General features: G+C 70.3%; 18 protein-coding genes, 5 tRNA genes and 1 riboswitch. Of the genes, 14 read left to right on the top strand and 9 right to left on the bottom strand.

Translation table 11 applies throughout. The annotated features are described in order from the left end of the window. Window positions 1-6: 6 nt before the first annotated feature. Both pobA and BLR04_RS09980 read left to right on the top strand, forming a co-directional pair. A complete protein-coding gene (gene pobA, locus BLR04_RS09985; protein ID WP_090761972.1) occupies window positions 7-1,164 on the top strand; it encodes a 4-hydroxybenzoate 3-monooxygenase in 1,158 nt (385 codons plus the stop codon). Window positions 1,165-1,209: 45 nt separating this feature from the next. Next, window positions 1,210-1,521: a DUF6401 family natural product biosynthesis protein gene (locus tag BLR04_RS09980; RefSeq protein ID WP_143022001.1), complete on the top strand. Its 312-nt coding sequence runs from the start codon at window positions 1,210-1,212 to the stop codon at window positions 1,519-1,521. Window positions 1,522-1,674: 153 nt separating this feature from the next. On the opposite strand, the gene BLR04_RS09975 is transcribed toward BLR04_RS09980, so the two are convergent. The 6 genes from BLR04_RS09975 to BLR04_RS41660 form a co-directional block, all read right to left on the bottom strand. Beyond that, a complete protein-coding gene (locus tag BLR04_RS09975; RefSeq protein ID WP_090762291.1) occupies window positions 1,675-2,460 on the bottom strand; it encodes a mechanosensitive ion channel family protein in 786 nt (261 codons plus the stop codon). Between the two features lie 1,035 nt (window positions 2,461-3,495). Beyond that, window positions 3,496-3,570: transfer RNA gene (locus BLR04_RS09970), tRNA-Val, on the bottom strand. 19 nt (window positions 3,571-3,589) lie between these two features. Further along, a tRNA-Gly gene (locus BLR04_RS09965) sits at window positions 3,590-3,661 on the bottom strand. A gap of 48 nt (window positions 3,662-3,709) precedes the next feature. Further along, window positions 3,710-3,780, bottom strand: a tRNA-Cys gene (locus BLR04_RS09960). Between the two features lie 15 nt (window positions 3,781-3,795). Beyond that, a tRNA-Gly gene (locus BLR04_RS09955) sits at window positions 3,796-3,867 on the bottom strand. Window positions 3,868-3,962: 95 nt separating this feature from the next. Continuing rightward, on the bottom strand, window positions 3,963-6,128 hold the full coding sequence (locus tag BLR04_RS41660; protein ID WP_245740146.1) for an N-acetylmuramoyl-L-alanine amidase: 2,166 nt from the start codon (window positions 6,126-6,128) through the stop codon (window positions 3,963-3,965). 275 nt (window positions 6,129-6,403) lie between these two features. Here BLR04_RS41660 and BLR04_RS09945 point away from each other — a divergent pair, with 275 nt between their 5' ends. From BLR04_RS09945 to BLR04_RS09910, 8 genes are all read left to right on the top strand, one after another. After that, window positions 6,404-6,679: a hypothetical protein gene (locus tag BLR04_RS09945; protein ID WP_090761968.1), complete on the top strand. Its 276-nt coding sequence runs from the start codon at window positions 6,404-6,406 to the stop codon at window positions 6,677-6,679. 11 nt (window positions 6,680-6,690) lie between these two features. Further along, window positions 6,691-8,511 carry a glutamine--fructose-6-phosphate transaminase (isomerizing) gene (glmS, locus tag BLR04_RS09940; protein ID WP_090761965.1) on the top strand — a complete coding sequence of 607 codons (1,821 nt, stop codon included), beginning with the start codon at window positions 6,691-6,693 and terminating at the stop codon, window positions 8,509-8,511. Between the two features lie 69 nt (window positions 8,512-8,580). Next, window positions 8,581-9,384 carry an SAM-dependent methyltransferase gene (locus BLR04_RS09935; protein ID WP_245740145.1) on the top strand — a complete coding sequence of 268 codons (804 nt, stop codon included), beginning with the start codon at window positions 8,581-8,583 and terminating at the stop codon, window positions 9,382-9,384. 87 nt (window positions 9,385-9,471) lie between these two features. Next, entirely contained in the window at window positions 9,472-10,449 is a 978-nt protein-coding gene (locus tag BLR04_RS09930) for a Bug family tripartite tricarboxylate transporter substrate binding protein (protein ID WP_090761963.1), read from the top strand. Window positions 10,450-10,453: 4 nt separating this feature from the next. Then, window positions 10,454-10,649: riboswitch (cobalamin riboswitch) on the top strand. Between the two features lie 122 nt (window positions 10,650-10,771). After that, a complete protein-coding gene (locus BLR04_RS09925; RefSeq protein WP_245740144.1) occupies window positions 10,772-12,928 on the top strand; it encodes a ribonucleoside-diphosphate reductase subunit alpha in 2,157 nt (718 codons plus the stop codon). A gap of 11 nt (window positions 12,929-12,939) precedes the next feature. After that, complete coding sequence (locus tag BLR04_RS09920; protein WP_090762285.1) at window positions 12,940-13,935, top strand: ribonucleotide-diphosphate reductase subunit beta; 996 nt, start codon at window positions 12,940-12,942, stop codon at window positions 13,933-13,935. Between the two features lie 18 nt (window positions 13,936-13,953). After that, window positions 13,954-15,054, top strand: a complete 1,101-nt coding sequence (locus tag BLR04_RS09915; protein ID WP_090761959.1) for a mechanosensitive ion channel family protein — start codon at window positions 13,954-13,956, stop codon at window positions 15,052-15,054. 189 nt (window positions 15,055-15,243) lie between these two features. Further along, window positions 15,244-15,319: transfer RNA gene (locus BLR04_RS09910), tRNA-Pro, on the top strand. Between the two features lie 135 nt (window positions 15,320-15,454). Here the strand turns inward: BLR04_RS09910 and BLR04_RS09905 are convergent. Continuing rightward, a complete protein-coding gene (locus BLR04_RS09905; RefSeq protein WP_090761957.1) occupies window positions 15,455-16,174 on the bottom strand; it encodes a TetR/AcrR family transcriptional regulator in 720 nt (239 codons plus the stop codon). A gap of 69 nt (window positions 16,175-16,243) precedes the next feature. Between BLR04_RS09905 and BLR04_RS09900 the strand changes: the two genes are divergently transcribed. Further along, a complete protein-coding gene (locus BLR04_RS09900) occupies window positions 16,244-16,576 on the top strand; it encodes a nuclear transport factor 2 family protein (RefSeq protein ID WP_090761955.1) in 333 nt (110 codons plus the stop codon). Window positions 16,577-16,590: 14 nt separating this feature from the next. Then, window positions 16,591-17,433: an SDR family NAD(P)-dependent oxidoreductase gene (locus tag BLR04_RS09895; protein WP_090761953.1), complete on the top strand. Its 843-nt coding sequence runs from the start codon at window positions 16,591-16,593 to the stop codon at window positions 17,431-17,433. Between the two features lie 180 nt (window positions 17,434-17,613). Here BLR04_RS09895 and BLR04_RS09890 read toward each other — a convergent pair whose 3' ends face one another. Both BLR04_RS09890 and BLR04_RS09885 read right to left on the bottom strand, forming a co-directional pair. Then, window positions 17,614-18,642, bottom strand: a complete 1,029-nt coding sequence (locus BLR04_RS09890; RefSeq protein ID WP_245740165.1) for a glycerophosphodiester phosphodiesterase family protein — start codon at window positions 18,640-18,642, stop codon at window positions 17,614-17,616. Window positions 18,643-18,798: 156 nt separating this feature from the next. After that, window positions 18,799-19,431, bottom strand: coding sequence for a LysE family translocator (locus BLR04_RS09885; RefSeq protein WP_090761949.1), 633 nt, complete (start codon window positions 19,429-19,431; stop codon window positions 18,799-18,801). Window positions 19,432-19,810: 379 nt separating this feature from the next. Between BLR04_RS09885 and BLR04_RS09880 the strand changes: the two genes are divergently transcribed. Both BLR04_RS09880 and BLR04_RS09875 read left to right on the top strand, forming a co-directional pair. Beyond that, on the top strand, window positions 19,811-21,163 hold the full coding sequence (locus BLR04_RS09880) for a TrkH family potassium uptake protein (protein ID WP_342672262.1): 1,353 nt from the start codon (window positions 19,811-19,813) through the stop codon (window positions 21,161-21,163). A 44-nt stretch (window positions 21,164-21,207) separates the two neighbouring features. Then, on the top strand, window positions 21,208-21,942 hold the full coding sequence (locus BLR04_RS09875; RefSeq protein ID WP_090761948.1) for a class I SAM-dependent methyltransferase: 735 nt from the start codon (window positions 21,208-21,210) through the stop codon (window positions 21,940-21,942).

The raw sequence follows: 21,942 nt of genomic DNA, 5'->3' as shown, positions 1-21,942 counted from the left end.
TCCCCTATGAGAACTCAGGTTGCGATCATCGGAGCGGGCCCCGCCGGGCTGCTCCTGTCCCATTTGCTGCACCTGCGCGGCATCTCCTCGGTGGTGCTTGAGCGGCGCAGCCGCGACTACGTGGAGCGGCGCATCCGCGCCGGCGTGCTCGAACAGGGCACGGTGGACACCCTGATCGAGGCCGGCGTGGGGGAGCGCATGCTGCGCGAGGGGCTGCCCCACCACGGCATCGAACTGCGCTACGGCGGCGCCGGCCACCGCATCCCGTTCGAGAAGCTCGTCCCTGGACGGGCCATCACCGTCTACGGCCAGCAGGAGGTCGTCAAGGACCTGATCGCCGCCCGGCTCGCGGCCGGTGGCGACCTCCGGTTCGAGGTCGAGGACGTGGCCCTGCACGACCTGGAGTCGCAGCCGTACGTGACGTTCGGCGGCGAGCGGCTCGACTGCGACGTGATCGCCGGCTGCGACGGCTTCCACGGTGTGTCCAGGCCGTCCATCCCCGAGGACGTGCTCACCGTCTTCGAGAAGGAGTACCCCTTCGCCTGGCTCGGCATCCTGGCCGACGTGGCCCCCTCGTCGGAGGAGCTGATCTACACCAGGACCGAGCGCGGTTTCGCCCTGCACAGCATGCGCTCGCCCACCGTCAGCCGCTTCTACCTGCAGGTCCCGCCGGACGCCCGGCTGGAGGACTGGCCCGACGAGCGCATCTGGGAGGAGCTGCGGATCCGGCTGGAGAGCGTGCCCGGCTTCACGCTCGCCACGGGCGAGATCACCGAACGCGGCATCACCCCCATGCGGTCGTTCGTGGCCGAGCCGATGCAGTACGGCAAGCTCTACCTCGCCGGGGACGCCGCCCACATCGTGCCGCCCACCGGCGCCAAGGGGCTCAACCTCGCGGTGGCCGACGTGCGGGTGCTCACCCAGGCACTCGCCGCCTACTTCGCGGACGGCTCCACCGACCTGCTCGACGGCTACTCCGAGGCGTGTCTCAAGCGGGTGTGGCGGGCGCAGCACTTCTCGTGGTGGATGACGACGCTGCTGCACACCTTCGAGGACGACGACGCCTACATGCGCCGGCTGCAGCTGTCGTACCTCGACTACGTCACCTCGTCGGAGGCGGCGGCGACGACCCTCGCGGAGAACTACGTCGGACTGCCCTTCTAGGGCGGGAAGTGCCGCTGACCTTGGCAAATGCTTTAGGCTGAATTGGTGGTCTTCGAGGAGGGATGGGCGGCTTCGCCGCTGCGCTGGCTGATGAACGCGGTGGGCGACTCCGCCCTCGAGCGCATGGGCGGCGACCCCGCTCTGGTCGCCGCGGTCGACCAGCACGCGGCCTGGCTGCGCGACGCCATCCCGCTCGACCGCGAGACCCTGGGCGACTACCTGCTCGGCTTCGTCGACGAGTTGCGGCGGCTCGGCTGGTCCTTCACCGGTGAGCCCGACGCCCCCTCGCTGCGTCTGACGGCGGTCTGCTGGCTGACCCGCGAACTCCGTCTCCTCGACGACTTCGCCGGCCCCTGACTTCCGCGCCGCGCCGTCCGTGCCGCGCGGCCGGCCTCGGCGGACCGCGACGCGCGGTCGGTTCTGGGTGGGCGTGGACGTGCGGACGCCCCGGCCGGTCCCGCCTGGTGTGCGGGCCATGGGCCGGGGCGCCGGTTCCGCCGTTCCGGCCGGTCAGCCGGGAGGCATGTCGGAACGGACCGGGCCGCCGCCGGACGTGGGGGTCGTCCGGGTGGTCTCGTCCGCCGCCATGGCGCGGGCGTCCGCGCGGCCTCGCTGGTACGCCTCCGCGTGCGCGCGGGCCTGCGGAGCCTCCTGCTCCATGCGTCCCAGCCAGCGCTCCCAGCGCTGCTGCATCGGCCGGACGAGCCCGCCGCCGATGCCGATCGCCGCGATGGCCCCGACGGTGGCGAGCACCGTGATCAGGACAGGCGTCGTGACCGTCGTCGCGATGCCGATCTGGTTCAGCGCGGCGATGATGCCGAGCGCCCAGATGAACACGGAGGCGGCGGTGGCGACCCAGCGCCCGTACGACAGACCGCCGAGCATCCCGAGCAGGATGTCGCGGACAGCTTTGGCCACGGCACCGGCCACCACGATGATCACGATCGCCACGATGGCCTTCGGCAGCCAGGCCACCACACCGGTCAGCAGCGCCGAGATGGGGTTCGGCCCGAAGACGCTGAACGCTATCTGCAGGGTGACCAGCAGGATCGCGTAATAGACGATCTTGGCAAGCAGGTCGCTGGCGTCGTACCTGCTCCGCTCCAGCCAGTGCCGGACGCCACTGCGCTCCACGGCCCGGTCGAAACCGACCCGTTCGAGCACCTTGTTGACGATCTTGGCCAACAGCTTGGCGATGATCCACCCGATGACGAGAATCACCAGGAACGCCACGAGCCTCGGCACGAACGTCGCTATCTGCCGAAAGACGTCCGTCAGGCCTTGGCCTATGTTGATATCCACGGTTTCCTCCCCCGAGGTCAGTTGCCACGGCGCTACCCGCAGAGCTACCGGTTATGTCCGTAGAGCTACCAACACTTCTCATTAAGGACATTTCACCCATCTCATGCACGGGGGCTCGCGGTTCCGTACCGATGGGCCTGTTTTCGGCGGGGAGGGCGGGCAGCCCCGCACGGGCGAGCGGGCGGCCCCGCGCGGGTCCGCTCTGGTGCCGGACGGGCCGCTGGAGGTGCCATCCGCGCGGCGGGCGTGACGGCCGGGAGGAGGCATGCCGCGCCGCCTGGAGTGCTGCTGATCTACAATGTAAAGGGATCCGGCTGTGCGACGCACCTTGGAACCGCGTTCATGGCTATACCAAGCGCTAGGGACGGGCTGCGCTGTCGGCGCTCACCACCGTGCGGAGCGGCCGGGATGCAGGTGCTGCTGCGGCGCGGTGGGCGCCCCGGGGCAGCGGGACGCGTCAGCACGGCGGGGCGGGGGTGCTGGCTGGGGGGGGAGCGGGTCGCGTCAGCGGGGCGGGGGTGCGGCCGGAGGACCGGGTGGCGTCACGGGGCGGGGTGCGGCCGGGGTGGCGGCTCATCTGCGACTTCGCTGCGGACGACAGCATCGGCCTCGGCTGCTGACGCGCCGCTCACCTGGCCATGCTGTCCGCGACCTGACCCTGCAGTTCTCGCACCGGGCGCCCCTGCGCGCCGGCACCCGCCCGAGGTGTCTCGCCCCAGGCACAGCGGCCACCGCACCGGGCCCCACACCCAGCGCAGGCCGGGCCCCGCATGCAGAGCAGTCCCGGGCTCCACAGGCAGAGCTGGCCGGGGCTCCCACACGCAGACCAGTCCCGGGGCCCACACGCAGACCAGTCCCGGGGCCCACACGCAGAGCAGTCCCGGGCTCCACAGGCAGAGCTGGCCGGGGCTCCCACAGGCAGAGCTGGCCGGGGCTCCCACACGCAGAGCAGGCCGGGCCCCCACGCGCGGAGCAGGACTGGTGGCAAACAAAGGACCCCGGCCTTTTGGTGAAGGACCGGGGTCGTTGTGGTGGACGATACTGGGATTGAACCAGTGACCTCTTCCGTGTCAGGGAAGCGCTCTCCCGCTGAGCTAATCGTCCGTATTGAGTTGTTACTCAGAGCGGAAGACGGGATTCGAACCCGCGACCCTCACCTTGGCAAGGTGATGCTCTACCCCTGAGCCACTTCCGCATGGCGTTGTTCTTACATTACCGGATCCTGGGGATCCGATGGTCACCGAGGTGGAGACGGGATTTGAACCCGTGTAGACGGCTTTGCAGGCCGCTGCCTCGCCTCTCGGCCACTCCACCAGGAGTTGTGCTCCGAGCGGAAGACGGGATTCGAACCCGCGACCCTCACCTTGGCAAGGTGATGCTCTACCCCTGAGCCACTTCCGCGTGTTGCCCTCGGACGCTTCCCGCGCCGGGCCACGGGAAAACCATATCGTCTCCCGGGAGTGCCTGTGCGCATCGAGCGTCCGAGGGCGCCAAATTCAGTGCAGGAATCGCACGTCCTTCGCCATGACGAACATGACCCGATGACCCAGCTGGATCTGGTGGTAGCGGGTCGTGCCCGTGGTCGTGACGTGCTTGGACGGGTCGAAGGCGTTCGCGGAGTAGTGCGAGCCGGTGACGGTGAGGCCGACGGTGTACTCCTGTCCGGGCGCGATCCGGTACTGCAACGGCGCGAGCCGCTGGTAGGCGGCGCTCTTGTACGCGGACCGCTCCGGGTACGCGCGCCCGTACACCTTCACGTCGTCCGAGACCGGCGTGACGACGGTGCCCTTGGCAGGGACGGCGGTCGGCCGGCCCGGGGGGTTGTGGAACCACGCCTTCTGGCCGAGGTACCAGATGGCCGTCCAGTCGCCGCGCCGCTCGGCGACCGCGAAGCGCTGTCCCGCGGAGGCGCGGGCGGCGTGGTCGTACACGCTGTGGGTGCTCGGCTTGCCGCCGTGCTTGCCGACGTCGAGGACGAGCGGCGACTTGTGGCTGGGCGACTTGTGCAGCCAGACCGTCGAGGCCCCGTGCGGCGGGCAGCGTTTGCCGGCGCCCTCGCAGCCGGTGAAGCGCGGGCGGTTGGCGTTGTACGACGGCAGGATGAGCACCGAGTCGCCGCCCTTGGCGGCACGGAACGGCTTGCCCATGAGCTCGAAGTAGTGGGCCCAGTCCCAGTACGGTCCCGGGTCGTCGTGCATGCCGGAGACGGTCTGCGCGGTCGTTCCCGGCACGTTGTCGTGGCCCAGGATGTGGGCCCGGTCGAGCGGGATGTCGTACTTGGCGGCCAGGTACTTGACCAGCTTCGCCGAGGCCCGGTACATCGCCTCGGTGTACCAGGTGCCGCCCTTGGCCAGGTAGCCCTCGTGCTCGATGCCGATGGAGCGGGTGTTGACGTCCCAGTTGCCGGCGTGCCAGGCGATGTCGTTCGTCCGTACGTGCTGGGCGACATGTCCGTCGCGGGAGCGGATCGTGTAGTGCCAGCTCACGTACTTGGGGTTGCGCACCATGGACGGGATGCCCTGGTAGGTGCCCTCGGTGTCGTGGATGACGATGTAGTCGACCGAGCGTTCGCGGGCCAGGCGGTCGTGGTTGCCGTAGTCGCGGTGGCCCTTCTTGCCCCAGCGTTGGTGGGCGGCCGGCATCCACTCGCAGTGCAGGGACGCCGGGCACTCCGCCTTGCCGTGTTCTGCGGCTTTTGATCCGGCGGCTGACCGGGGCGTCTCCGCCCGTTCCTCGTGGCCGGGCGTCCAGTATCCGCCACCGGGATCTTCTTCGGGGCCGGACGCCCAGGGGGCGCCGGGGTCCTCGCCGGCCGACCAGCCGGCCTCGTCCCCGGAGCCGGAGCGTGAGTCGGGGCCGTTGTCCGGCCGGCCGTCGGCGCCGGGTTCGAGGCCGGGGTCGTGCTCCGGAGGCCGGTGGGCGGGGTCGAGTTCTGGGGGCCCGTGGCCGGCCGAGGCGGGGCGGAGCAGGCCGGGTACCGGGGCAAGCCGGACGAGGTGCCCGTCGTCGGTGCGGCGCGTCACGCCTTCCCGCATGACGGAGAACACCTCGTCGGCGAACGCCCGGGCGGCGGCCGGGTCGTCGGTGCCCGCGTACGCCGCCACGGCGTCGTACCAGTCGGCCGGGTCCGCGCCGGACCCCTTGTGGTACGAGGCGAGCAGGGCCGCGCCGGCGTGGATGTTCGCCGACGGATCGGTGCGCAGGCGGTCGGCGGGCAGGCCGGTGAGGTGCCCGGCCTCGGGCAGGGTCGTGCGGTACGCCGGGGCCGCGAGGCGCAGGGCCGAATTGCCGGCGGGCGTGAGGTCGGTGAGGGTGAGCGCCATCGGCCGGGCGTCGTCGCCGCGCGGGTCGCCGAGGGCGTCGCCGATGTGGTGCCCGTGCGCGTGGGAATCGGCGGGGAACGCGTCGACCAGGTGCATGGGCCCGTAGCCGCCCGCCGTGCTGGGCCGGCCGCCGTTCGCGTCCCACCGTGACTGCAGGTACGAGACGCCGAGCAGCACGCTCTCCGGGACCCCGTACGCGCGGGCGGCGGAGGCGAAGTCGGCCTGCCTGCTCGGGCCGCGCGCCACGCCCGACGGAGGCGGCGCACCGGAGTCGCGCGGCTCGACGGCGGGTGCGGTGAGTACGCCGGCCGCCATGACGGCGGCGAGCCAGAGGTGCATGACATCTCCCCCAGGAACGTCACGAATGACTACGCTGGGTAACCATTCCCAGGAAAGGGATGTGTCAGACGGTACGCATGTTACGGAAGTGATCTGGCAGATCGCCCGTGCACTAGATGCCGAAATATGGCGCTTTGGGTCGGTTTGTATGGGTATGACTACTGATGACGCTCACTACCTTGGACGGGTCAGCCGAGCGTCAAACATCGTTAATCCTGCCCGATTTCGGGCAGAACGTTGCCGTATCTCGATCCCGAGCCGTAAGGTCCTCGTCTGTGTCCACGGCACGGCATCCGTACGAAGACCTCATCGCCCATCTCACGAGCACGAGCCCGCTCGGCCCAGGAGAGGCCGCTCGCGTGGTGGCCGACGTGCTGGCGTACTTCTCCGAGACCACGGAGGAGTTCGTCCGTCGCCGTCACGGGGAGCTGAAGCGGCACGGCTTCACCAACGACGAAATCTTTCCGAGGATCGCCGCCGAGTTACGCGGTCGCCGGGTGGCCGCGCCCGAGCTGTCGCTGAGACAACTACGACGCATCGTCTACGGATAGAGGAGACCTCGATGTGCGGAATCGTGGCCTACGTCGGCCCCAAGGACGCGGCGCCCATCCTGCTGGAGGGGCTGCAGCGGCTCGAGTACCGGGGCTACGACTCGGCCGGTGTCGTGGTGTCCAACAAGGGCCTCAAGGTACGCAAGGTCAAGGGCAGGGTGGCTGACCTGGCCAAGGTGGTGCCGACCAGGTTCAAGGGCGGCCTCGGCATCGGCCACACCCGATGGGCCACGCACGGCGTGCCGAGCGACGTCAACGCCCACCCCCACCTGTCGGGCGACGAGCGCATCGCTGTCGTCCACAACGGCATCATCGAGAACGCCGCCGAGTTGCGCGCCAAGCTCGAGGCCGACGGCGTGGTGTTCGTCTCCGAGACCGACACCGAGGTGCTGGCCCACCTGATCGCCCAGGCGGTCGACGACAACGAGACGCTGGAGGAGGCGGTCAGGAAGACCCTCAAGAGCGTCGTGGGCACGTACGGCATCGCGGTGATCGACGCCGAGCGGCCGGGCGAGGTGGTCGTGGCGCGCAACGGCAGCCCGATCGTGCTCGGCATCGGCGAGAAGGAGATGTTCGCCGCCTCCGACGTGGCCGCCCTCGTCCGCTACACCCGCCAGGTCGTCCACCTGGAGGACGGTGAGCTGGCGGTGCTCAAGGCCGACGGCTTCCACACCTTCTCCAGCGACGCGCGCGAGACGGCCAAGGAGCCGCTGACCGTCGACTGGGACGCGGGCCACTACGACACCGGCGGCTACGAGCACTACCTGCTCAAGGAGATCTCCGAGCAGCCCGAGACCATCACCCGCACCATGAGCGGCCGGCTCGACGAGCGCTTCCACGTCGCCCACCTCGGCGGCCTCAACATGGACGCCCGCGAGACACGCTCGTTCCGCCGGGTGAAGATCATCGGCTGCGGGTCGGCGTACTACTCGGGGCAGATCGGCGCGCAGCTCATCGAGGAGCTGGCGCGCATCCCGTCCGATGCCGAGCCCGCCAGCGAGTTCCGCTACCGCAACCCCGTGGTCGACCCCGACACCCTCTACGTCGCCATCAGCCAGTCGGGCGAGACGTACGACACGCTCGCCGCCGTGCAGGAACTGAAGCGCAAGGGCGGCCGGGTCATCGGCATCGTGAACGCGGTCGGCAGCGCCATCGCGCGCGAGGTCGACGGCGGCATCTACCTGCACGCGGGGCCCGAGGTCTCGGTGGCCTCGACCAAGGCGTTCACCTCGACCGCGGTGGCGTTCGCGCTGCTCGCGCTGCACCTCGGACGCGTGCGCGACCTGTCGCCGGCCGACGGGCGGCGCATCGTGGAGGGCCTGCGCCGGCTGCCCGGGCAGATCGGGGAGATCCTCGCCCAGGGCGACAAGATCGCCGAACTGGCGCAGAAGTACGCCAAGAACGCCGGCATGATGTTCGTCGGCCGCGTGCGCGGCTACCCGGTGGCCCGCGAGGGCGCCCAGAAGCTCAAGGAGATCTCGTACGTCCACGCCGAGGCGTATCCGGCGAGCGAGCTCAAGCACGGCCCGCTCGCGCTGATCGGCCCCGACATGCCGACGGTCGCGATCGTCCCCGACGACGAGCTGCTCGACAAGAACCTCACCACGCTCGGCGAGATCCGCGCCCGCGGCGGCCAGGTGCTCATGGTGGGCCATCGCGAGCCCGCCGCCAAGCTGGCCGACGACGTGATCGTCATTCCGAAGAACGAGATCGAGCTCGACCCGATCCTGCTGACGATCCCGCTGCAGCTCTTCGCGTACCACGCGGCCGTCGCGCTCGGCCGCGACGTGGACAAGCCGCGCAATCTGGCCAAGAGCGTTACAGTCGAGTAATTCAGTCTATTTCGGCAACAATCCCTCCGGGGTAGTGTTATTGCGCTGCTGACCGCATAAATTCGATATGTGCGGCAGTTCGACCAGCAACGGCCTCATCCGGCCCGCATGTACGACTACATGCTCGGCGGGAAGGACAACTACGCGGTCGACCGCCAGGCCATCGATCAGCTCGCCGAGCTGATCCCGGAGGCGGTCCCGCTGGCCCGCGCCAACCGGGCCTTCCTCCAGCGTGCCGTACGCTACGTCGTCCGTGCCGGGGTCCGGCAGTTCCTCGACCTCGGCAGCGGGCTGCCGACCCAGGGCAGCACGCACGAGGTCGCGCCCGGGGCCAGGGTGGTCTACGTCGACCACGACCCGGTCGTCGCCGAGCACGCCGACTACCTGCTGCGCCCCGGTCCGTCAGGATCGGGGCGCGGTGGCGCGGCCCGGGTGGTGCTGGCCGACCTGCTCGATCCCGACGGGGTGCTGGCCCAGGCCGGCGAGTTCGTCGATCTGAGCGAGCCGGTCGGCGTGCTGCTGGTGTCGATCCTGCACTTCCTGCCCGACTCGGCCGACCCGCAGCGGGCGGTCGCGGTGCTGCGCGAGCGGATGGCGCCGGGCAGCTTCCTGGTGATCTGCCACGCCACGACGATGGGCCGGCTGGGCGACGGGGAACGGCCGCGCGGCGCCCCGCGCGGCTCCTCCAGAGGGCGCGGCGCCGACCGGACGCCCGCCGAGATCCGCGCGTTCTTCGGCGACTTCCCGCTGGAGCCGCCGGGGCTCGTCCAGGCGGTCGACTGGCGTCCTGACCGGCCGAAGCTCGTGGGTGACTGGGCGCTTCCCTCATCGCTGATGGCAGGCGTCGGAAAGAAGCCATATAAACCCGAATAACCTGATAAATCGCCCAGAATATGGATTCTGATCGTTGACACTGGGGCAGGTGTGGAGCATGGCGTAATGGGTTAAGAGCCAAGCGTCATGGTGAATTCGAGGGACACGTACATACGCCGCCGCCACCTGCTGGGCTGCGGGCTGGGGCTGGTCGCCGGAGTGCTGGCGGGATGCGGCGCGGAACGGGTCCCGGCGAGCGTGGCCGCGCTGCGCACGCGGTTCTCCGTCCACCCCTTCGAGCAGCGCTACGCCCGCGTCGCCCGCGCGTTCGGCAGCCTGGCCCGCACGGCCGGGTTCCAGGCGTCCGGCACCGGCACCCCGCTCACCGTGCTCGGCCTGCCCGCGCTGTCGGCCGCCGAGCTCAACGACGGCCAGGGCGTGGCGGGCGTGACCACCCCCATCGCCCGGCTCAGCGGCGAGGTCGATGTGATCGTCGTGCCCACCGGCTCGCCGCTGCAGGACTTCGAGGACCTCGGCGCGCAGCTGCTCGCCCGTCCCGGGCAGACGCTGCTGACCGGCGGACCGCAGGGCGAGCCCGACCACCTGCTGTTCGGCCTCATCGCCAAGGGCCTCGGCGCCGACACCCGGCAGGTCGACTACACCGGCTACCCCAGCGCCACCGAGGCCGCCACCGCGCTGCTGGCCGGGAAGGCGGCCGCCGCCGCGGGGCCGTACTCGCAGTGGCGGTTCAACATCGGCAGAGGACGGGTGCGGGCGCTCGCGGTGTCGTCCGCCCGGCGGATGCCGGGGCTGGACGCGCCCACCCTGCTCGAGTCGGGCGTGCGCGTCGACTTCACGAACTGGGTGGCCGCGTTCGGTCCCGACGACATGGGCGAGGCCGGCCGCGAGTGGGCCCTGCGCATGTGCGACCACGTGCTCCGGCAGCCCGGCTGGGAGGCCGCCTGCCGGGAGGACGGCTGGCTGCCGCTGCCGCTCGTCGGCGACGACTTCGAGCGCTGGCTCGGCACCGAGGTGTCCCGCACGCGCGGCATCCTGCACGATCTGGGGCTCATCAACTCCACCAAAGCCACAACATGCTGGGGTAGTTGCGGGAACGGCCACTAGATGTAGGATCCTCGACGTCGCTGGTTCGCCTCCTGGAGGCGGAGCAAAAGGGAACCCGGTGAGATTCCGGGGCTGCCCCGCAGCGGTGAGCGGGAACGACCGCCGTCACATGCACTGGAGAGATCCGGGAAGCGACGGCCAGTAGGTGCCATCCGAGCATGCCCGCAAGCCCGAAGACCTGCCGGCGATGCCCGGGCCGTGTGCCCGGGGCGACCTGTTCAGGGCCTCGAGGGTGGGCCAGGGTGTACGCGGCCGGGTGTCCGGGTTCCGCCGTGCTCCTGCATGCCCTCACGAGGATGAGCTCGCGAGGAGACAAGAGCACGTGACGCAGACCGTCGCAGTTGACCGCCGCCTGGCCATCGAGGAGGCCGCCGCCCGGGTGATCACCGACCCGGTCAACTCCCGGGTCGCCGCCAGGCTGCTGGCCGAGGAGATCGCCGAGGAGACCGCGGGCCACGGGGTGCGGTCGTTCTCCGAGTCGATCACCGCCACCCACGCGGCCGGGTTGATCCAGGACGGGCTCGCCGAGTTCGTGGCCGCGCACGCCGCCGAGCTGGACGCGCTCGTCTCGCCGGAGGCCGACGACCGCTTCGAGTATTTCGGGCTGCGCACGGTCTACGACCGCTACCTGCTGCGCCACCCCGAGAGCCGTACGGTGCTGGAGCGGCCGCAGCACTTCTTCCTGCGCGTGGCCTGCGGGCTGTCGGAGACGGTCGCCGAGGCCGCCGAGCTGTACGCGCTGCTGTCCACGCTGTCGTACCTGCCGAGCTCGCCCACCCTGTTCAACTCGGGCGCCCGCCGCCCGCAGCTGTCGTCCTGCTTTTTGCTCGACTCGCCGCGCGACGAGCTGGAGGCCATCTACGACCGGTACGGCCAGGTCGCCCGGCTGTCGAAGTACGCCGGCGGCATCGGCATCGCGTGGACCCGGGTGCGCTCGCGCGGCTCGCTCATCCGGGGGACCAACGGGCTGTCGAACGGCATCGTCCCCTGGCTGCGTACGCTCGACTCCTCGGTGGCGGCCGTCAATCAGGGCGGGCGGCGCAAGGGCGCGGCCTGCGTCTACCTCGAGACCTGGCACGCCGACATCGAGGAGTTCCTCGAACTGCGCGACAACACCGGCGAGGACGCCCGCCGCACCCACAACCTCAACCTGGCCAACTGGGTGCCCGACGAGTTCATGCGCCGGGTCGAGGCCGACGAGACGTGGTCGCTGTTCGACCCCAAGGACGTGCCCGACCTGACCGACCTGTACGGCGACGCCTTCACCGCGGCCTTCCGCGCGTACGAGGCGGAGGGACGGTTCGTCCGGCAGATCCCCGCGCGGACCCTGTACGGACGGATGATGCGCACGCTCGCGCAGACCGGCAACGGCTGGATGACCTTCAAGGACGCCGCCAACCGCACCTCCAACCAGACCGCCCGCCCCGAGAACGTCATCCACCTGTCGAACCTGTGCACCGAGATCCTCGAGGTCACCAGCGACGGCGAGACCGCCGTGTGCAACCTCGGCTCGGTCAACCTGGCCGCCCACCTCTCCGGCGGCGACCTCGACTGGGAGCGGCTGCGCCGGACCGTCCGCACCGCCGTGCGGTTCCTCGACCGGACCATCGACCTCGGCTTCTACCCGACGCAGGAGGCCGAGGCGGCCAACAGGCGGTGGCGGCCGATCGGGCTCGGCGTGATGGGCCTGGCCGACGTGTTCTTCACGCTGCGGCTGCCGTTCGACTCGCCGCGGGCGCTGGAGCTGTCGAGCCGGATCGCCGAGGAGATCGCGCTGGCCGCGTACGACACCTCGGCCGACCTGGCGGTCGAACGCGGCAGGCACCCGTCGTACGAGGAGACGCGGGCCGCCGGGGGAGTGCTGCACCCCGACCACTACGACGCCGCCACCCCGCGCTGGGAGGAGCTCCGCGCCAAGATCGCCACCACCGGGTTGCGCAACTCGCTCATGATCGCCATCGCGCCGACCGCGACGATCGCCTCCATCGCCGGCTGCTACGAGTGCATCGAGCCGCAGGTGTCCAACGTGTTCAAGCGCGAGACGCTGTCAGGTGAGTTCCTCCAGGTCAACCGCTACCTGGTGGCCGACCTGAAGGCGCGCGGGCTGTGGACGCAGGAGATGCGCGACGCCATCAAGCGGGCCGACGGGTCGGTGCAGACGGTGCCGGGCGTCCCCGACGACCTGAAGCTGCTCTACCGCACGGCGTGGGAGCTGCCGCAGAAGGCGCTGATCGACCTGGCGGCGGCGCGGCAGCCGTACATCGACCAGTCGCAGTCGCTCAACCTCTTCATGGCCAGCCCGACCATCGGCAAGCTCTCGTCGATGTACGCCTACGCGTGGCGGAGCGGCCTGAAGACCACGTACTACCTGCGCTCGCGTCCGGCGACCCGGATCGCCCAGACGACCGTCGCGCAGCCGTCCGCCGAGGCGATCGCGTGCTCCCTGGAGAACCCCGAGACCTGCGAAGCCTGCCAGTGAAGGAGAACGTGATGTTGCTCGACCCCGGGATGGACCTGACCCTCCGTCCGATGCGCTACCCCGACTTCTACGAGCGCTTCCGTGCCGCCATCCGCAACACCTGGACCGTCGAGGAGGTGGAGCTTCACTCCGACCTCGCCGACCTGGCCAGGATGACGCCGCAGGAACGGCACCTGATCAACCGGCTGGTGGCGTTCTTCGCCACCGGCGACTCGATCGTGGCCAACAACCTCGTGCTCAACCTCTACCAGCACGTCAACGCCCCGGAGGCGCGCCTGTACCTGAGCAGGCAGCTCTTCGAGGAGGCGGTGCACGTGCAGTTCTACCTGACGCTGCTCGACACCTACCTGCCCGACCCGGACGAGCGGGTCAAGGCGTTCGCCGCGATCCAGCACATCCCGTCGATCCGCGACAAGGCGGAGTTCTGCTTCCGGTGGATCGACTCGATCGGGAGCCTGCAGCGGCTGGAGACGGCCGCGGAGCGCCGCCAGTTCCTGCTCAACCTCATCTGCTTCGCCGCCTGCATCGAGGGCCTGTTCTTCTACGGCGCGTTCGCGTACGTGTACTGGTTCCGCTCGCGGGGCCTGCTCGGCGGCCTGGCGACCGGGACGAACTGGGTGTTCCGCGACGAGTCCATGCACATGGAGTTCGCGTTCAGCGTCGTGGACACGGTCAGGGCCGAGGAGCCCGAGCTGTTCGACGACGAGCTGGGCAAGCAGGTCACCGCGATGCTGGAGGAGGCCGTCGCCGCCGAGCTGGCCTTCGCCGAGGACCTGTGCGGCGAGGGCATGCCGGGCATGGGCGTCGAGCAGATGCGCCAGTACCTCGAGTACGTCGCCGACCAGCGGCTGGCCAGGCTCGGCCTGCCCCAGCGGTACGGCTCGGCGAACCCGTTCGCGTTCATGGAGTTGCAGGACGTGCAGGAGCTCGCGAACTTCTTCGAGCGTCGAGTTTCGGCTTACCAAGTGGCTGTAGAGGGCAATGTGAGCTTTGACGAGACGTTCTAGACATATGGGGGCATAACCGTGCATTCTCCGGCGGACTGGCCGATACTCGGGATCGCGGTGATCGGCTCGATCCTCCTGGTGGAGCTGGCCCGGCGGTTCCTGGGCCGGGTGGGCCGCACCTGGCAGTTCGCCCGGCACCTCGTGGATCGCTGCACCTGGCCGGCGTTCCTCGTGGCCGTCGCGGTCGCCGTCCACCTGGCCTTCGCGCCGGGGATGCTCGGTGCCGCCCCTGATGAGCGCGCCGCCGCCGAGATGGTCCAGCGCGGGCTCGGCACCGTCCTGATCGGCGGCGTCACCTGGCTGATCGTGCAGGCGACGTACGCGCTGACCGACGTCGTCCTCGACCGGCTGGTGCGGGTCGAGGGCGAGCGCAACCGGCGGGCCCGGCGCATCATGACGCAGATCGGGCTCGTCCGCCGCATCGCGGTGGCCGTCATCATCGTCGTCGCGGTCGGCACGATGCTGTTCTCCTTCCCGCAGGTGCGGGCGCTCGGGGCGGGGCTGCTGGCCTCGGCGGGCATCGCGGGCGCCGTCGTCGGCATCGCGGCCCAGCCCACCCTCGGGAACCTGCTCGCCGGGCTGCAACTCGCCTTCAGCGACGCGCTGCGCCTCGACGACGTGGTCGTGGTCGAGGGGGAGTGGGGGCGCATCGAGGAGCTCACCCTCACCTACGTGGTGCTGCGACTGTGGGACGAGCGCCGGCTCGTACTGCCGGTGTCGTACTTCACGCAGAACCCGTTCGAGAACTGGACCCGGCGCGGCAGCCGGGTCCTCGCGGTGGCGTACCTGCGGGTGGACTGGTCGGTCCCGGTGCAGAAGCTGCGCGAGGCGCTGCACGAGTTCCTGCAGGGCAACCCGCTGTGGGACCAGAAGGACTGGACGCTTCAGGTCACCGACGTGCTGCCGAACGGCCTCGTGGAACTGCGGGCGCTGATGAGCGCCGCCGACTCCCCGTCGTCGTGGGACCTCAAGTGCGACGTACGGGAATTCCTCGTCGACTACGTCCGCGACAACCATCCCGACGCGCTTCCCCGTTTCCGCGTCGAAACTCCGGAGACGCCGGCGGACGTCAAATGGGACGGAATCCGGGAGCGCAATAATCCGGTGGCGCGGGCGTGAGCGCCCGGCTTATCGTTGATCTCGTCCGGCACGGCGGGAAAGGCGGCGGGAAATGACGAACACACAGGCTCCATCGCTGCTCGAAGCCCTCCCCGAGCCGCGACGCGGGCTTTCCGGATAATCGGTCGAAAGGTCGTCCGGAATCAGCCGCCCCGGCATCGTGAATTCGGGGCGGTTTTCCTTTGTCAACCGGGTGTGGGGCAGTTTGGTCAGCCCGCCTGCCTTGGGAGCAGGAGCACCGCAGGTTCGAATCCTGCCACCCGGACAGCGGCCCTGAAGGAAAAGGGCCGTGGGTACGGCCTGGCCGGCGGGAATGGCGCCCCCCGGCCGGACCACACCCTCACCCGGGCCGGCCCACGCCAGCCCAAGCCCGGGCCCCCGGCTTCCCGCGCGTACGGCCTCAGCCGGCGTCCGTCCGTGCGGTCGCGAGCCTGTCGAGCAGCTCGCACAGCAGGGCGTTCTCCCCGCTCGTCAGCCCGGACGGGTCGTCGTCCAGGAGCGCGCGCAGTGTCAGCGCCGCACCGGAACGCGACGCCGGGGCGGCCTGCGGCGTCTGCTTCGCGGTCGAGGTGAGGACGGCGGCCAGCGCCGCGTCGCGGACCCGGTCGGACAGAGCCATGTCGCGGTCGTCCGGCGGCTGGGTGATCAGGCTGAGCGTCACCCCGATGTTCGCGGCCAGGATCTGCTCGGCCGCGTCGTCGACGGGGGCCGTCAGCAGGCCCTGCCTGGCGGCGACGGTCAGCAGGTCGCGCAGCATCGCGTGCGCGGGAGCGGTGATGGCACAGGGCCTGCCAGGCTCGACCCGTCCGTAGAGCAGCGCGTAGAAGGCCGGGTGGTCGAGCCCGAACTGAACGTGCCGGTCCCAGCCGTGGCGGATGTCGTTCACGGCGTCGCCCGAGGAGCTCGGCGGCTGGACGTACTGGGTGAATCCGTGGTTGATCACCGCGTCGATCAGGCCCTGCTTGCTGCCGAAGTGGTGGTACAGCGTGGGCGCCTGCACCCCGGCGCGCTCGCACACGGCTCGGGTCGACAGCGTGTCGGCGCCGGCGGCGTCCATGAGTTCGGCTGCGGCGAGCAGGAGCCGATCGCGGGCACTGCCGCTCTGACCTCGGGGTCTCATGCCGCTATGGTACCTCCTGTAGTGCTACATTAACCGCTATAGCGAATATAGCGATCTTGGGGGGATCCCGTGAACATACGACTGCCCGACGTCGTCGCCCGCTACTTCGAGGCGAGCGCCCGTCGTGACCGGGACGCCGTCGGTGCGGCCTTCGCCGATGACGCCGTGGTCGCGGACGAAGGCCACACCTGGCGCGGGGCCGCGGAGATCCGTGCCTGGCTGGAGGGCACGGCGTCGCAGTACGAGTACACGACCGAACTTCTCGGCGCGCAGGCCGAAGGCGAGGACGCCGTCACGGTCACCGGCCGGATCGACGGCGACTTCCCGGGCGGCACCGCGCAGCTCGACTGGCACTTCACCCTCGCCGGTGGCCTGATCCGGCACCTGCGCATCGCACCCTGAACGGAGGAACCATCATGAGGACCTGGTACATCACCGGCGGCACGCCCGGTGGATTCGGCATGGCGTACGCGGACGCGGCGCTGGAGAGCGGCGACCGCGTCGTGCTGACCACGCGCCGCCCCGGCGAGCTCGGCGAGTGGGCCGCACGTCACGGCGACAAGGCGCTCGTCCTGCCGCTCGACGTCACCGACACGCAGCAGATCGAGGACACCGTGGCCGAGGCCGAGCGGCGCTTCGGCGGCATCGACGTCCTGGTCAACAACGCCGGCCGCGGCTGGTTCGGCTCGCTCGAGGGCACGGACGACGCCGCGGTGCGGAGGATGTTCGAACTGAACTTCTTCGCGGTGCGGGCCGTGACCCGAGCCGTACTGCCCGGCATGCGCAGCCGCAGGAGCGGCTGGATCGTCAACATGTCCTCGGTCGCCGGGCGCGTCGGGACCGTGGGCTTCGGCTACTACACCGCGGCGAAGTACGCCGTCGAGGGGTTCACCGAGGTGCTGCGCGAGGAGGTCGCGCCGTGGGGGATCAAGGTGCTCGCCGTGGAGCCGGGCGCCTTCCGCACCCGGGCGTACGCCGGCTTCGCCGACGAGCCGGTCGCCGAGAGCATCCCCGAGTACCGGGCCATGATCGACGGGGTGCGGGCGTTCATGGTCTCTCAGGACGGCAAGCAGGTCGGTGACCCCGACCGCGGTGTCCGGGCCGTCATCGCGGCGATGAACCAGGAGGAGCCGCCCCGGCGGCTCGTCCTCGGAGGGCCCGGCTACGACGCGGTGGCGCAGCACCTGGAGGCCATGCTGACCGAGCTCCGCGACCAGGAGGCTCTGGCCCGCGGCGCGGGTTTCCCGCCGGGCCGGTGAGACCCGGGGCGGCCCGCCCCGCCCGGCCGGTCACGGGGGCCGGCCGGACGGTGAACGGGAGCGGCCGCACGGGCGCCAGGCCCGGCGACCGCAGGGCCGCCCCGTCCCGCCGGGCGGGCGACCCGCTCGCCCGGCGGGGACAACGGCCCGCACGGACCGGCCCGCCCGGTCCGTGCGAGGTCAGTGGTTGTACGGCTTCGGCAGGCGCATGCCGCGCGCGGCCATGATGTCGCGGACGCGGTTCGGGTAGTCCGTGATGATGCCGTCGATGCCCATGTCCATGAGGGCCTCGATGGTGGCGGGGTCGTCGCAGGTCCAGGGGATGACCTTCAGGCCCCGCGCGTGCGCGCTCGCCACCATCGCCGGGTCGACGTAGAAGCGGAAGCCGGGGTCGCTGATCGTCCCGTTCTGCGGGAAGCCGTAGACCGGGGACAGCGCCGTCACGCCGGGAATGGAGGCGGCGGCCCGGACGAAGTCACCGCCGAAGTCGTCGGCGTCGATCCCGCCGAGCCACGGGGAGGCGCCCGGCTGCCCCACCTGGAGGAAGTCGTAGTTGGTCAGCGCCACCAGCGGCCAGCTCGGCGCGAGCCGGTGCATCGCCATCAGGGCGCCCCAGTCGAAGGACTGGATGGTGACCTGGCGCTCGATCCCCGAGGAGTGGATCTCCTCGTACACGCGGCGGACGAACAGCTCGCGCGGCGCGGTCTGCTCCGGCGCCCCCGCCTCGACCTTGGTCTCGATGTTCAGCGTGACCTGCTTGGCGTTGTGGCTCTTGACGAGGTTCAGCACGTCCTTGAGCTCGACCATCCGGAAGCCGCTGACCACCTCCTGCTCCGGGAAGCCGGGCAGCTGCTGGTAGCCGCAGTCCATGGTCTTGATCTGGGCCAGGGTCAGGTCCTTGATGTACTTGCCGACGTACGGGTACATCGGGTCGCCGGGCGTGACCGGCGCCGTGTCGCGGCACTTCTGGGCGCTGATCTGCCGGTCGTGGTTGACGACGACCTTCTGGTCCTTGGTGACCTGGGTGTCCATCTCGAGGGTGGTGACCCCGAGGCGCAGGGCCTTGGCGAACCCCTCCAGCGACTCCTCGGTGGTCATGCCGAGGCCGCCGCGGTGGGCCTGCAGGTCGAAGTGGGTCTTCTGGGGCAGCACGCCAGGGCCCGCGGCCGTCGACGCGTGAGCCGCCGCCGGTACGGACAGCACGGGCACGATGGCCAAGCCGGCCAGAACATGACGGATGTTCAACGGAGAATCCACTCAGTCAGGTGAGAATGACACCAGAAAGGTAGATCTTTCGCACTCCTATCGGTGCGGCCGTGCCGTGAGGAGATCGTGAACGTTCAAGGAACGATATGTGCGACGGCCTCAGGTGGTGGCGAGGTCGTCGGTGGCGAGAAGCGCGGCCAGGGTGACGAAGCACACGCCCGTGCCGAAGTCGATCTTGCGCATGGTCCTGGCCGAGATCCCGGTGGCTCCGATCCCGTTGCCGACGGTGATGTAGCCGAGCCCGACGACGAGCTCGACGACCAGGTACGCCGCCCCGAGCACGGCGATCTGCGTCCCGGCGTCAGCCGGTGCGCCGCCGGTGAACTGGGGGATCAGCGCGGCGAAGACCAGCAGGGCCTTCGGGTTGCTCAGCGCGACGAAGAACTCGTGGGTGACGACCGGCCGCAGCCCACTCCTCGTGACCGGCGCGGCGGCCTGAGGGCTCGGCGCCCGCCGGGCGCGCCGCAGGGATGAGAACCCGATCCAGAGCAGATAGGCGACCCCGAGCCACTTGATCGTCGCCAGCCAGGCCGCCGACGTCGCGAGCACCGCGCCCAGCCCGCCGACGACCAGGCCGATGAGGATGACGAACGCGGCCAGCCGCCCGCCGATCCCGGCCAGTGCGTGCGCCATCCCGTGCCGTACGGCGTTGTTCAGGCCGAGGAGCTGGCTGGCTCCGGGGACGAGCGACGCGAGGACGGCGGCGGGGATGAACCCGGCCCAGTTGATCATCTGCTGTCCAGCCTGCCCGAGGTGCGGTCGTTGCCCGGCAATTCTCGCATTCCCCACATATTGCAACTAACCAGACAGCTCCCATCCTCAGGCCGCAGCACCTCTGCGCGGCCCCCGCGGATCAGGTGAGCAGATCCTCGCCGGTGCTGCAGGAACGAGCGCCTCCGTCAGGGTGAACGCCGGATCCGGTGTTGCGCGGACCCATGGGCCATGCTGGGGGCTTCCGCCGTTGGCGGTGTCGGCGGGGCTGCGCTACGGTGTGGCGCGGTGTGCCGGGAAGTCATGTCGGCGGCGTCCACGGCCGTACGACTCCCCCGGAGGATCCCCCGATGTCCTGTGACGACATGCTCTGTAGCGACATGCTTGGTGAAAACCCCCGATGATGCGGCATCGCCCTGCGCTGCCCGGCCGGATCGGGCACCCGGCGGTGGTCATCGCCGCGGGGTTCGGCGCCGCGGTCATCATCGGCGCGCTGCTGCTTTCCACCCCGCTGGCGACCACCGACGGCTACACCACCCACTGGCTCACCGCCGTGTTCACCGCCGTCTCCGCCGTCTGCGTGACCGGACTCACCCTCGTCGACACCGAGACGCACTGGTCGATGTTCGGCGAGGTGGTGATCGCGTTCCTCATGCAGGCGGGCGGCCTCGGCATCATGACGCTCGCCACGCTGGCGACGGTCCTCATCTCCGGCCGGCTGGGGCTGCGCGCCCGGATGTCCGTACAACTGGAGACCAAGTCCGTGGTCGCCTCCGACCTCGGCCAGGTGCTGCGCCGGGTGGTGCTGTTCAGCCTGGTGTGCGAGGCGGCCGTGGCCGCCGTGCTCACCGGCCGCTTCGTCATCGGGTACGGCGAGCCGTTCGGCCGGGCCCTGTACCTGGGCGGCTTCCACGCGGTGTCGGCGTTCAACAACGCGGGGTTCGCGCTGTGGCCCGACAACCTGATGCGTTTCGTCAGCGACCCGTGGATCTGCCTCACCATCGCCCTGGCCGTGATCGTCGGCGGCCTCGGCTTCCCCGTCGTCTTCGAGCTCCTGCGCACCTGGCGAAGACCCCGTAGCTGGTCGCTGCTCACCCGGATCACCCTCGGGCTGACCGCCGTGCTGCTCGGCGGCGGCACCCTCTCGTTCCTCACGACCGAGTGGACCAACCCGGCCACCATGGGGCCGCTCGACGACTCAGGGAAGCTGCTGGCCGCCTTCTTCGCCGCCGTCATGCCGCGTTCCGGCGGCTTCAACACCCTCGACATCAGCCACATGATGCCGTCGTCGTGGCTGGTCACCGATGTGCTGATGTTCATCGGCGGCGGCAGCGCGGGCACGGCGGGCGGCATCAAGATCACCACGTTCGGGTTCCTGCTGTTCATCGTCTGGTCGGAGGTGCGCGGCGAGAACCAGGTCAACATCGGCCACCGCCGGCTGCCGTCCAGCACCCAGCGCCAGGCGCTGTCGATCAGCCTGCTCGGCATCTTGCTGGTCGCGTTCTCCACCTGGATCCTGCTGATCATCACGCCGCACAGCCTCGACCGCGTGATGTTCGAGGTGATCTCGGCGTTCGCCACCAACGGGCTGTCCACCGGCATCACCCCCGACATCACGGTGGCCGGTCACGTCCTGCTCAGCCTGCTGATGTTCATCGGCCGCATCGGGCCGCTCACGCTGGGCTCGGCGCTCGCGCTGAAACAGCGCACCCGCCGCTACGAACTGCCGGAGGAACGCGTCATCGTCGGCTGAAAACCGGTGTACGCGTGGGCGGGCGCGGTCTATCGTGACCGCCCATGGCTGACGAAGTATTCGCGAACGAGCGGCTCGCCGCCGTCTACGACCCGCTCGACCCCGACCGCAGCGACCTCGACGCGTACGTCGCCATCGCCGCCGGACTGGGCGCGCGGCGCGTGCTCGACATCGGCTGCGGCACGGGCACGTTCGCGCTGATGCTGGCCGAGCGCGGCATCGAGGTCACGGGCGTCGACCCGGCCGTGGCCTCGCTCGACGTCGCGCGGGGCAAACCCGGCGCCGGCAAGGTGACCTGGATCCACGGCGACGCCACCGCCGCGCCGCCGCTGCGGGCCGACCTGGCCACCATGACCGCCAACGTCGCCCAGGCCATCGTCGAGCCCGGCGACTGGCACGCCACGCTGAGCGCCGCCCACGACGCGCTGCGCCCCGGAGGTCACCTGGTCTTCGAGACCCGCGTCCCGGCGCGCCGCGCCTGGGAGACCTGGAACAAGGTCGACTCCTACCACGTCGACGACATCCCCGGCGTCGGCCGGGTGGAGACCTGGTACGACCTGCTCGACGTGAGCCTGCCCCTGGTCACCTTCCGCGGCACGTGGATCTTCGCCTCCGACGGCGCGGTCCTGACGTCCGACTCCACCCTCCGCTTCCGCGAACGCGACGAGGTCGAGGCCGACCTGGCGGCCCACGGCTACGTGTTGCGCGAGATCCGTGACGCCCCCGACCGCCCCGGCCGCGAGTACGTCTTCCTCGCCACCCGCCCCGGCCAGGAGTGA

Origin of the sequence: Nonomuraea maritima (assembly GCF_900100395.1) — a bacterium.
GTDB classification, from domain to species: Bacteria; Actinomycetota; Actinomycetes; order Streptosporangiales; family Streptosporangiaceae; genus Nonomuraea; species Nonomuraea maritima.
Note: the sequence above shows the minus strand (reverse complement) of the source record. Positions and strands in the feature narration are given on the sequence as shown.

What these genes read in the sequence shown, in the direction of transcription:
- pobA (WP_090761972.1), top strand. Translation starts at nt 7, where the DNA reads ATGAGAACTCAGGTTGCGATCATCGGAGCGGGCCCCGCCGGGCTGCTC.
- BLR04_RS41660 (WP_245740146.1), bottom strand. Translation starts at nt 6,128, where the DNA reads ATGCACCTCTGGCTCGCCGCCGTCATGGCGGCCGGCGTACTCACCGCA.
- glmS (WP_090761965.1), top strand. Translation starts at nt 6,691, where the DNA reads ATGTGCGGAATCGTGGCCTACGTCGGCCCCAAGGACGCGGCGCCCATC.
- BLR04_RS09930 (WP_090761963.1), top strand. Translation starts at nt 9,472, where the DNA reads ATGGTGAATTCGAGGGACACGTACATACGCCGCCGCCACCTGCTGGGC.
- BLR04_RS09920 (WP_090762285.1), top strand. Translation starts at nt 12,940, where the DNA reads ATGTTGCTCGACCCCGGGATGGACCTGACCCTCCGTCCGATGCGCTAC.
- BLR04_RS09905 (WP_090761957.1), bottom strand. Translation starts at nt 16,174, where the DNA reads ATGAGACCCCGAGGTCAGAGCGGCAGTGCCCGCGATCGGCTCCTGCTC.
- BLR04_RS09895 (WP_090761953.1), top strand. Translation starts at nt 16,591, where the DNA reads ATGAGGACCTGGTACATCACCGGCGGCACGCCCGGTGGATTCGGCATG.
- BLR04_RS09885 (WP_090761949.1), bottom strand. Translation starts at nt 19,431, where the DNA reads ATGATCAACTGGGCCGGGTTCATCCCCGCCGCCGTCCTCGCGTCGCTC.
- BLR04_RS09880 (WP_342672262.1), top strand. Translation starts at nt 19,811, where the DNA reads ATGATGCGGCATCGCCCTGCGCTGCCCGGCCGGATCGGGCACCCGGCG.
- BLR04_RS09875 (WP_090761948.1), top strand. Translation starts at nt 21,208, where the DNA reads ATGGCTGACGAAGTATTCGCGAACGAGCGGCTCGCCGCCGTCTACGAC.